The following is a 10227-nucleotide window of genomic DNA, read 5'->3' on the forward strand; positions in this document are numbered from 1 at the left end:
TTCTGCAATGATGCCGTAGGAAGGGGATGACGGCCAGTGGACGATTGGGGCCGCATGGCGGCCCCAACAGCTATCATGCCTCGTGATCTTCCCAGTCACGGGTACGCTCGACCGCCTTCTTCCAGCCGGCATACAGCTTTTCTTTCTGCGTTTCGTCCAACTGCGGGCTGAACTCACGCTCGATGATCGCCTTGTCGCGCAGCTCGTCCAGGCCACTCCAGAAGCCACAGGCCAGGCCTGCCAGATAGGCGGCGCCCAGCGCCGTGGTTTCGCGCATCTGCGGCCGCTCGACGCAGGTGCCGAGGATGTCGGCCTGGAACTGCATGAGGAAGTTGTTGGCCACTGCACCACCGTCCACGCGCAGCTCGGACAAGCGCTGGCCACAGTCTTGCTGCATGGCGTCGAGGACATCGCGGGTCTGGTAGGCGATGGACTCCAGTGCGGCGCGAATAATGTGGTCCACCTTCACGCCACGTGTCAGGCCGAACAACGCACCACGGGCATACGGGTCCCAGTACGGGGCACCCAGGCCGGTAAAGGCGGGCACCAGGTACACGCCGTTGCTGTCCTTGACCTTGCTGGCGAAATACTCGGTATCCAGGGCGTCGTTGACGATCTTCAGTTCGTCACGCAGCCATTGCACGGTAGAGCCACCATTGAATACCGCGCCTTCCAGTGCATAGGCCACCTCACCACGCGGGCCGCAGGCAATGGTAGTGAGCAGGCCGTGGGACGACTTCACCGCCTGGTCGCCCGTGTTCATCAACAGGAAGCAGCCGGTGCCGTAGGTATTCTTGGCTTGGCCCGGCTCAACGCACATCTGGCCGAACAGTGCCGACTGCTGGTCGCCGGCGATACCAGCAATGGCAATGCCGCTCTTGGTGTGGCCGTACACTTCCGAAGATGGGCGCACCTCAGGCAGCATTTGCCGCGGGATACCCAGGATCTGCAGCAGCTTGTCGTCCCACTGCAGGCTGTGGATGTTGAACATCAGTGTGCGCGAGGCGTTGGTGTAGTCGGTGACGTGAACCTTGCCACCCGTAAACTTCCAGATCAGCCAGGTGTCGATGGTGCCGAACAGCAGTTCGCCACGCTCGGCGCGTTCACGGGCGCCGTCGACATTGTCGAGGATCCACTTCAGCTTGGTGCCGGAGAAATACGGGTCGGTGACCAGCCCGGTGGTTTCACGAATGTAGCCTTCGTGGCCGTCGCGCTTGAGCTGGGCACAAATCTCGGTGCTGCGGCGGCACTGCCAGACAATGGCGTTGTACACCGGGCGTCCGGTTTCCTTGTCCCACACCACCGTGGTTTCGCGTTGGTTGGTGATGCCCAGCGCAGCGACCTGGGCGTGGCTGATACCCGCCTGGGCAAGGGCCTCGACCATGGTGGCGCTTTGTGTGGCGAAAATCTCCATCGGGTCATGCTCGACCCAGCCCGCCTGCGGGTAATGCTGTGCGAACTCGCGTTGGGAGGTACCTACAACATTGGCGTCACGGTCGAAAATGATCGCCCGTGAGCTGGTGGTACCCTGGTCCAGGGCGATGATGTAGTTCTTATCCTGGGTGTCTGTCATGGTCGTAGGCCTTGCAAGAATAGGGGGTCAGGGCTGTGCGTGATGGCGGCATCAATTGGCTTGAGTATCGCCCTGGCGAATGTCATTTGTCTCAGGGGTCGCGGCGGGCGCCATTGGCAGGTTGCGTGCAATCAGGCCGCGATAGCTCGCTGCACCCAAGCAGGCGCCAAGGATCGGTGCAAATACCGGAACCAGGAAATAGGGAATATCCCGCCCGCCAGTGAAGGCGATTTCGCCCCAACCGGCCAGGAAGGTCATGAGTTTTGGCCCGAAATCGCGGGCCGGGTTCATCGCAAAGCCAGTCAATGGGCCCATGGCGCTGCCAATCACTGCAATCAGCAAGCCGATCAGCAGCGGGGCCATGGCGCCGCGCGGCAGGCCGTTGTTGTCGTCGGTCAGGGCCATGATCACGGCCATCAGAATGGCAGTGATCACCACTTCGACCAGAAACGCCTGGCTGGTGGACAGCGACGGGTGCGGGTAGGTGGAGAACACCGAGGCCAGCTCAAGGCTGCCTTCGCTACCGCGCAGCATGGCGTGGGCTTGTTCGAAATCGAAGAACAGATTGCTGTACAGCGTGTAGACCAGTGCTGCGCCACAGAATGCGCCGCATACCTGGGCCAGCATGTAGAAGGGCAGCTTGCGCTTGTCGAACCCTGCGAACAGTGTGAGGGCGATACTCACGGCTGGGTTCAGGTGCGCACCGGAAATACCGGCGGTGAGGTAGATGGCCATGCTGACGCCCACACCCCAGATGATACTGATTTCCCAAAGCCCGAAGCTGGCGCCGGCCACCTTGAGCGCGGCGACGCAGCCGGTACCGAAGAAGATGAGCAGGGCGGTGCCGAGAAACTCGGCCAGGCATTGGCTGGACAGTGTGGGTTGGCGCAGAGCAGTCGTCATGTATGACCTCGTTTTTTTTGTTGTGAGGCGCGTGGCGCTCGACAGCAAAACCCGGTGTCTATCCCCATTGACCCCGGGTGATGTAGGAAATGCACCTTATAAGTGCACCGCTTATTCAGAAACGAAAAAATATAGACAAGAAACGCTGATGTCAAAGGTCGAAAGTGAACGGTCAGTCACGATATGGTCGCTAGAATCAGCTGCTGATCCCTGTACTAGACGCGCGCGATTGCGGTGCGGTGGCTGGGATGTGGGAATTGTCCTAAAGTAGCCGCCGAGTCGTCCCTGACTGGAGCCCTTGCATGACCCCCGCCCTAGACCTGTTGAAGAAGCACCGTGCCGAGCATCGTGTGCACAGTTATGAACATGACCCGAAGTCGGCGTCGTATGGCCTGGAGGCGGCAGAAAAGCTCGGGCTCGACCCGCAACAGGTGTTCAAGACGTTGCTCGCAAGCAGCGAGAAAGGGGAATTGCTGGTAGCGGTTGTGCCTGTGGTGGGGACCTTGGACCTCAAGGCCCTGGCCCATGCTGCCGGGGTAAAAAAGTGCGAGATGGCCGACCCGGCAGCGGCGCAGCGGGCGACCGGTTACCTGGTGGGCGGCATCAGCCCGCTGGGGCAGAAGAAGCGCCTGCGGACCTTTATTGATGACTCAGCGCAGAATTTTGCAACTATCCATGTCAGCGCTGGCAGGCGTGGCCTGGAAGTGGAGCTGGCAGCGGCGGTGCTGGCGGAGTATACGCAGGGCACGTTTGCCGGGATCGGCAGAGGCTGAGATCCGGAGCCGCGCTGCAGCCCAATCGCGACACAAGGCCGCCCCACAGGAGTTCTCGATTTCCTGTGGGAGCGGCCTTGTGTCGCGATTGGGCCGCAGCGCGGCCCCAAGGGTCTGCAATCAGGTCGCGGAACTGTACCGACGCACGCCATTCTCCTGGCGCGGCAACTGCGCCGCTACGCTACCCGGCACCGGGAACAGCACCAGGTGATCGGCTTTCACCGCAATCCCCACATCTTCACCGACCTGAAGGTCGTTATGGCTAGGGAAGATCGCTTCCAGCTGGCTGCCAGTCGGCAGTTGCAGGCGGTACAGGGTCGATGCCCCCAGGAAGCTCTTGCCAACGATGTTCGCCTGTAGCCCGCTGCCCGGTGCATACACGATATCGTCGGGCCGCAGCAGTACATCCACCGAACTGCCCGGCGCCATGATGTAGGCGCGGTTACCGCGCAGCTCACCCACTTCGGTATTGACTGCCTCGTGGCTGCTCATTTGCCCACGGATGAAGTATCCCTGGCCGATGAAACTCGCCACGAATGGCGTCTGCGGTTCGTGGTAAAGGTTATAGGGCGTATCCCACTGTTCCAGGCGGCCTTCCTTGAAGACGCCAACCTGGTCGCTGACGGCAAAGGCTTCTTCCTGGTCATGGGTGACCAGAATGGCGCTGGTGCCGCGGCTTTTGAGAATATCGCGAACCTCATGGCTCAGGCGCCGGCGCAGCTCCACGTCGAGGTTGGAGAATGGCTCGTCAAGCAGCAACAGTTGCGGCTCGGGCGCCAGCGCCCGGGCCAGGGCGACACGTTGCTGCTGGCCGCCAGACAGCTCATGCGGGTAACGCCCGCCCAGCCCGCCGAGTTTGACCAGCTCCAGCATCTCTTCGATGACGTCGGCCTGGCGTGGGTGTTTGGCGATACCAAAGGCAATGTTCTGCGCCACGGTCAGGTGCGGGAACAGCGCGTAGTCCTGAAATACCATGCCGATGCGGCGCTTTTCCGGAGCCAGGGTGAAGCCCGCCCGGGAAATGACCTCACCGGCCAGGTGGATTTCACCTTCGTGCACCGGCTCGAAACCGGCGATGGCGCGCAGGGTGGTGGTCTTGCCACAACCGGATGAACCCAGCAGGCAACCGATGTCGCCTGCGTTCAGGTGCAGGTTGAGGTTCTGGACGATGCGCTGGTCGCCATAGCCGCAGGCGAGGTTGCGCAGGTTGAGCAGTAGGGGTTGACTCATGCGTGGTGGTAAGCCGGTTCTACAAGGAATTCGAGAAGCGCCTTCTGTGCATGCAGGCGGTTTTCAGCCTCGTCCCAGGCGACCGAACGTGGGTCGTCGAGCAGGTCCTGGCTGATTTCCTCGCCACGGTGGGCGGGCAGGCAGTGCATGAAGAGGACATCGGGTGCAGCCAGGTCGAGCAGTTCGCGGGTGACCTGGTAAGGCGCGAAATGCGCCAGGCGCCGTGCAGTTTCCTCCTCCTGACCCATGGAAGTCCAGACATCGGTGACCACCAGGTGTGCATCACGCACAGCTTCCTTGGCATCCCGGATGATCTGCACGCGGTCACCGCCCAGTGCCATGAAGCGTTGATCCGGCTCATAGCCTTCGGGGCAGGCGATGCGCAGCTGGAAATCGAACTGCCTGGCGGCTTCGATATAGGAGTTGCACATGTTGAAGCCATCGCCGATCCAGGTCACGGTCTTGCCCTGAATCGAGCCGCGGTGTTCAACGAAGGTCTGCATGTCGGCCAGCAGTTGGCACGGGTGCGATTCGTCGGACAGGCCGTTGATCACTGGCACACGCGACTTGGCGGCGAACTCGGTCAGGGTGCTGTGGGCGTGGGTACGGATCATCACCACATCAACCATGCTCGACAGCACGATGGCGCTGTCACCAATCGGCTCGCCGCGGCCCAGCTGGGTGTCGCGGGGCGACAGGAAGATGGCCTGGCCGCCGAGCTGGATCATGCCGGCCTCGAACGACACACGGGTACGGGTCGAGGACTTTTCGAAGATCATGCCCAGCACACGGTTCTTCAGCGGTTCGAACAGCACGCCTCGCTTGCGCAGGTCCTTCAGCTCGATGCCGCGGCGGATCACCCCGAGCAATTCGTCGGTGGTGAAGTCCAGCAGGGAGAGAAAGTGCCTAGCGCTCATGAGTGACTACCTTATCTGCAACGGTATGCAGGTCGACCGTATGGTTTTTTTGACAACGGGGGTGACCTGCGGCGTAAGCCGCACGGGGCGGACGAAATAGGGAAAGGCGCAATACTATAAGTAAATGTCGCCTGAAGCCAAGGGGGGAAAAGCGGGGTGATCGCAAAGGGTATTGCAAAGGGTGTCTTTACCCGTTGGCCCGTGCTGTTCTTTATTTGCTACAGACGGTTGTACACGGCTTGCTGGCAATTTGGCAAATGGCTGTCGTAAATCGTGCGCCTGATGTCGGTGGATTCACGCGGCGAAGCGCACTGGCCGCAGGGCGGGGGCGGGCGCATAGTCACTGTTCGACAACAACAAGGCAGAGGCGGCCATGACCAAGACCCTGCATCACCGTGCCTGTCACCTGTGCGAAGCGATCTGCGGGCTCAACATCGAAGTCAGCCATGAGGAAGACGGGCGGGCCCTGATCAGCTCGATCAAGGGCGACCCCATGGACCCGTTCAGCCGTGGCCATGTCTGCCCCAAGGCCGTGGCGTTGCAGGACATTCAGAACGACCCGGATCGCCTGCGCCAGCCCCATAAGCGGGTCGGCGAGCATTGGCAGGCCATTGGCTGGGATGAGGCTTTCGCACTGGCAGCCGAAAAATTGTGGGCGGTCCAGCAAGCCCATGGGCGCAATGCCGTGGCGGTCTACCAAGGCAACCCGAGCGTGCACAATTACGGCTTGATGACCCACAGCAACTACTTTCTGGGCCTGCTCAAGACCCGTAACCGTTTCTCAGCCACTTCAGTGGACCAGTTGCCCCAACACCTGGTCAGCCACTTGATGTATGGGCATGGGCTGCTGCTGCCGATTCCGGACATCGACCACACGGGGTTCATGCTGATTCTTGGCGGCAACCCGCTGGCCTCCAATGGCAGCATCATGACTGTTCCGGACGTGGAGAAGCGCCTGAAGGCCCTGCGGGCGCGTGGTGGGCGCCTGGTGGTGGTTGACCCGCGGCGTAGCGAAACGGCGGCAATGGCTGACAGCCATTTGTTCATACGCCCCGGTGGTGATGCAGCCCTGTTGTGCGGCTTGCTCAACACATTGTTCGAAGAAGGCCTGGCACGGGGCTCGCACTTGCCGGTCAACGGCCTGCAGCAGGTGCGCGAGGCCATTGCGCCGTTCAGTGCCGAGGCCGTGAGCGCCCAATGTGGTATTGCTGCAGCGGATATTCGCCAGCTGGCACGCGACTTCGCTGCTGCCGGGCAGGCCGTGTGCTACGGCCGCATGGGCGTCTCGACCCAAGCATTCGGTACCCTTTGCCACTGGCTGGTGCAACTTGTGAACCTGGTGACCGGCAACCTCGACCGCACAGGCGGCGCATTGTGCACGGAGCCTGCCGTCGACCTGGTGGCAACCACCTCGGGCGGCCATTTCAACGCCTGGCAGAGCCGTGTGTCGGGTTTGCCCGAGTACGGCGGCGAGCTGCCGGTGGCTGCCCTGGCCGAGGAAATGCAAACACCGGGCGAAGGGCAGGTGCGCGCCCTGGTGACCGTTGCCGGTAACCCTGTGTTGTCCACGCCTAACGGCCGCCAGCTGGATACGGCGCTGGAGGGTCTGGAGTTCATGCTCAGTATCGATCTCTACATCAACGAAACCACCCGCCATGCCGACTTGATCCTGCCCTCCACCTCAGCGCTGGAGAACGACCATTACGACAGCACCTTCAACTTGCTGGCAGTGCGCAATGTTACGCGCTTCAACCGGGCGATCCTGGCCAAGCCGGAGGGGGCACTGCATGACTGGGAGATCTTCGTCGGCCTGGCCCAGGCGTTTGCCAAGCGTGCCGAGTTGGCGTTGAAGCCGACCTGGTCGCCTGCGCAGATGATTGATCAAGCCCTGCGCAAAGGGCGCTATGGTGAAGCAACGCCTTGGCAGCTCTCCCTGGCAACACTGGACGATCACCCGCACGGGCTTGACCTGGGGCCGTTACGCAGCAACCTCGCTGGGCGCTTGGCGACCGCCAGCAAGGCTGTCGAAGCAGCCCCTCAGGTCTTGCTGGACGACTTGCACCGCCTGGCGCGAATGACGCCCCCAGTGCCGGGCGAGCTGCTGCTGATTGGGCGCCGTCATGTGCGCAGCAACAACTCGTGGATGCACAACTTCCATCGCCTGGTGAAAGGCAAGCCACGGCATCAGTTGTTGATGCACCCGCAAGATTTACAGCAGCGGCAACTGCAGGATGGCCAGCGCGTGCGCATCCGTTCGCGTACTGGCTCACTGGAGGTCGAGGTGCAGGCCTGCGAGGACATGATGCCCGGTGTGGTCAGCTTGCCCCATGGTTATGGTCATGGTCGTCAGGGCGTGCACCTGCAGATCGCCCAGGCGCAACCCGGCGTGAGTGCCAATGACCTGACCGATGAGCGCTTTCGGGACCAGGTTTCCGGGAACGCTGCGCTCAATGGCGTACCCGTGCAGGTCGAGGCCGCTTGAGGAACGGCAAGGCCGAGCACGGCGCTCGGCTTTCCGATACAATGCGACACCGTGCCGACGACTGTGTCGGATAGTTCAGCCGAGGTGCTACATGGATATCATCGAAACGATCAAAGAGCAGATTGCCAACAACACCATTCTGCTTTACATGAAAGGCTCGCCGAATGCCCCGCAGTGCGGCTTCTCTGCGCGTGCATCGCAGGCCGTGATGGGTTGTGGCGAAAAGTTCGCCTACGTCGACATCCTGCAGAACCCGGAAATCCGCGCCAACCTGCCAAAATACGCCAACTGGCCGACCTTCCCGCAACTGTGGGTAGCCGGTGAGCTGGTTGGCGGCAGCGACATCATGCTGGAAATGTTCGAGAAGGGTGAGCTGCAAACCCTGATCAAGGAAGCGGCTGCCAAGGCCAAGGCTTCTGAAGCCTGATCTTCCGGCAAGCATAAAAAAACCCGCGATCAGCGGGTTTTTTTATGGGGCGAATAGTTACTCTTCGCCCATCTGCGATTGCAGGTAGTTCTCGATACCGATCTTGTCGATCAGCCCCAGTTGGGTTTCCAGCCAGTCGATGTGTTCTTCCTCGGACTCGAGAATATCTTCGAGCACGTCACGTGAGCCGAAGTCGCCAGCGGTTTCACAATGAGCGATGGCGGCCTTCAGGTCGACCAGGCCTTGCTGTTCAATCTTCAGGTCACACTCGAGCATTTCCTTGGTGTGCTCGCCGATCAGCAGTTTGCCCAGGTCCTGAACGTTAGGAATACCTTCGAGGAACAAAATACGCTTGATCAGTTTGTCAGCGTGCTTCATTTCATCGATGGATTCTTTGTACTCGTGCTTGCCGAGTTTGTTCAGCCCCCAATCTTCGTACATGCGTGCGTGCAGGAAGTACTGGTTGATCGCGACCAGCTCGTTTCCGAGGATCTTGTTGAGATGCTGGATGACGCTTACGTCGCCTTTCATGTCGGGTTCCTGCCCTGTAGAAGTGTGTCAATCCACTGAAGTTTGAGCCCGATACTTAGGTGTGTCAAACCTAAGTTCTTGAATACTAAGTGAAAATTAATAGGAATAAGAATGTTTGTGAACCGCGTTGCAACGCTAACTTGTTGAATTGCGGGCATAAAAAAACCGGACACCAGGTCCGGTTCTTGAAATTCTGCGTTCAGGCAGCGGTAAATTCGACGGGGTAGGGCAAGGCCGCCTGGCTGACCTGAAGCTCGGTCAGGGTCTCGCGGACCACCTGCTTGGCCACGCAGGCGCATTTCCCACACTGGCTGGCGACATTGGTGGCGGCGCGCACTTCCTTGTAACTGCAGCATCCTTCATAGATCGCATCGCGGATCTGTCCGTCGGTAACGCCGACACAAAGACACACATACATAAGGGCTGACCATCGCTGGTTGGGTCGATGGGTTGGAGCTTAATGTTAATGAGAATGCTTGTCAAAGATCTTTCTGAGGGTGCTGTGCTTGAGCGACCGGTGGTCGCTTTGTCGACGGAGTCGGCCTGTCATGAGAAGCCGTGTATGATGGTCGGCCTTTGTTGGATGTCGGGCAAGCCCGTCTGGCCCGGCAAACGGTTTTTCACCCTCATCAGGAGATTACAATGAGCGTACTCGTTGGTAAGAAAGCCCCCGATTTCACCGTTCCGGCCGTGCTGGGCAATGGCGAGATCGTCGATAGCTTCAACCTGGCCTCGGCCATCAAGGGCAAGTACGGCCTGGTGTTCTTCTACCCGCTGGACTTCACCTTCGTCTGCCCGTCCGAGCTGATCGCCCTGGACAACCGCATCCCTGACTTCCAGGCGCGCAACGTGGAAGTGATCGGCGTGTCGATCGACTCGCACTTCACCCACAACGCCTGGCGTAACACCCCGGTCAACAACGGCGGCATCGGTCAGGTGAAGTACACCCTGGCTGCCGACATGACCCACGAAATCTGCAAAGCCTACGACGTTGAGTCCGAAGGCGGCGTGGCCTTCCGTGGTGCCTTCCTGATCGATACCAACGGTGTTGTCCGTTCGCAGATCGTCAACGACCTGCCACTGGGCCGTAACATGGACGAGCTGCTGCGCCTGGTTGACGCTCTGCAGTTCCACGAAGAGCACGGCGAAGTGTGCCCTGCCAACTGGAAAAAAGGCGACAAGGGCATGAACGCTTCGCCTGAAGGCGTTGCTGCCTACCTGAGCGAGAACGCTGGCAAGCTGTAATTGCTGCGTGCATGAAAAAACCGGCCTTCGTGGCCGGTTTTTTTATGGTGCGCCAGGCATGGCGCGTTGCGCGATAGCGCAACCAGCTTGGCTGTGGTGGCCTCGCTGGTGACTTGGGGGTGAAAGTCCTCTACACACCCGGCAAG

The 10227-nt window shown here is 60.4% G+C and carries 10 protein-coding genes; 4 read left to right on the top strand and 6 right to left on the bottom strand.

Annotated features, from left to right (window positions below; translation table 11 throughout):
- Positions 1–73: 73 nt before the first annotated feature.
- Positions 74–1573, bottom strand: a complete 1500-nt coding sequence (gene glpK / locus I8746_RS18845; RefSeq protein WP_004575666.1) for a glycerol kinase GlpK — start codon at positions 1571–1573, stop codon at positions 74–76.
- Positions 1574–1624: 51 nt separating this feature from the next.
- Positions 1625–2476: an MIP/aquaporin family protein gene (locus I8746_RS18850; protein ID WP_003254959.1), complete on the bottom strand. Its 852-nt coding sequence runs from the start codon at positions 2474–2476 to the stop codon at positions 1625–1627.
- A gap of 302 nt (positions 2477–2778) precedes the next feature.
- On the opposite strand from I8746_RS18850, the gene ybaK reads away from it, so the two are divergent.
- The gene (gene ybaK / locus I8746_RS18855; protein ID WP_003254957.1) at positions 2779–3249 is read left to right on the top strand and encodes a Cys-tRNA(Pro) deacylase; all 471 of its coding nucleotides are present in this window, start codon (positions 2779–2781) and stop codon (positions 3247–3249) included.
- A 120-nt stretch (positions 3250–3369) separates the two neighbouring features.
- Here the strand turns inward: ybaK and I8746_RS18860 are convergent, their stop codons facing one another.
- Positions 3370–4479: an ABC transporter ATP-binding protein gene (locus I8746_RS18860; protein ID WP_012051393.1), complete on the bottom strand. Its 1110-nt coding sequence runs from the start codon at positions 4477–4479 to the stop codon at positions 3370–3372.
- On the bottom strand, positions 4476–5396 hold the full coding sequence (gene argF, locus I8746_RS18865) for an ornithine carbamoyltransferase (protein ID WP_012051394.1): 921 nt from the start codon (positions 5394–5396) through the stop codon (positions 4476–4478). The genes I8746_RS18860 and argF overlap by 4 nt, the downstream gene beginning before the upstream one ends.
- Positions 5397–5769: 373 nt before the next feature.
- Between argF and I8746_RS18870 the strand changes: the two genes are divergently transcribed.
- Positions 5770–7878 carry a molybdopterin-dependent oxidoreductase gene (locus tag I8746_RS18870; RefSeq protein WP_012051395.1) on the top strand — a complete coding sequence of 703 codons (2109 nt, stop codon included), beginning with the start codon at positions 5770–5772 and terminating at the stop codon, positions 7876–7878.
- Positions 7879–7969: 91 nt separating this feature from the next.
- Positions 7970–8305 (top strand): Grx4 family monothiol glutaredoxin, encoded by a 336-nt coding sequence (gene grxD, locus I8746_RS18875; protein WP_003254949.1) that lies wholly within the window; start codon positions 7970–7972, stop codon positions 8303–8305.
- A gap of 57 nt (positions 8306–8362) precedes the next feature.
- Here the strand turns inward: grxD and bfr are convergent, their stop codons facing one another.
- Both bfr and I8746_RS18885 read right to left on the bottom strand, forming a co-directional pair.
- Positions 8363–8836 (bottom strand): bacterioferritin, encoded by a 474-nt coding sequence (gene bfr / locus I8746_RS18880; protein WP_003254948.1) that lies wholly within the window; start codon positions 8834–8836, stop codon positions 8363–8365.
- 199 nt (positions 8837–9035) lie between these two features.
- A complete protein-coding gene (locus tag I8746_RS18885; protein WP_003254947.1) occupies positions 9036–9254 on the bottom strand; it encodes a bacterioferritin-associated ferredoxin in 219 nt (72 codons plus the stop codon).
- A gap of 224 nt (positions 9255–9478) precedes the next feature.
- Between I8746_RS18885 and I8746_RS18890 the strand changes: the two genes are divergently transcribed.
- Complete coding sequence (locus I8746_RS18890; protein ID WP_003254945.1) at positions 9479–10081, top strand: peroxiredoxin; 603 nt, start codon at positions 9479–9481, stop codon at positions 10079–10081.
- Positions 10082–10227 lie beyond the last annotated feature (146 nt).

This window comes from Pseudomonas sp. USTB-Z (assembly GCF_019691255.1).
Classification (GTDB): domain Bacteria; phylum Pseudomonadota; class Gammaproteobacteria; order Pseudomonadales; family Pseudomonadaceae; genus Aquipseudomonas; species Aquipseudomonas alloputida.

Bases quoted from the DNA above. Each gene is read 5' to 3' on its own strand.
- glpK (WP_004575666.1), bottom strand. From the start codon at position 1,573: ATGACAGACACCCAGGATAAGAACTACATCATCGCCCTGGACCAGGGT.
- I8746_RS18850 (WP_003254959.1), bottom strand. From the start codon at position 2,476: ATGACGACTGCTCTGCGCCAACCCACACTGTCCAGCCAATGCCTGGCC.
- ybaK (WP_003254957.1), top strand. From the start codon at position 2,779: ATGACCCCCGCCCTAGACCTGTTGAAGAAGCACCGTGCCGAGCATCGT.
- I8746_RS18860 (WP_012051393.1), bottom strand. From the start codon at position 4,479: ATGAGTCAACCCCTACTGCTCAACCTGCGCAACCTCGCCTGCGGCTAT.
- argF (WP_012051394.1), bottom strand. From the start codon at position 5,396: ATGAGCGCTAGGCACTTTCTCTCCCTGCTGGACTTCACCACCGACGAA.
- I8746_RS18870 (WP_012051395.1), top strand. From the start codon at position 5,770: ATGACCAAGACCCTGCATCACCGTGCCTGTCACCTGTGCGAAGCGATC.
- grxD (WP_003254949.1), top strand. From the start codon at position 7,970: ATGGATATCATCGAAACGATCAAAGAGCAGATTGCCAACAACACCATT.
- bfr (WP_003254948.1), bottom strand. From the start codon at position 8,836: ATGAAAGGCGACGTAAGCGTCATCCAGCATCTCAACAAGATCCTCGGA.
- I8746_RS18885 (WP_003254947.1), bottom strand. From the start codon at position 9,254: ATGTATGTGTGTCTTTGTGTCGGCGTTACCGACGGACAGATCCGCGAT.
- I8746_RS18890 (WP_003254945.1), top strand. From the start codon at position 9,479: ATGAGCGTACTCGTTGGTAAGAAAGCCCCCGATTTCACCGTTCCGGCC.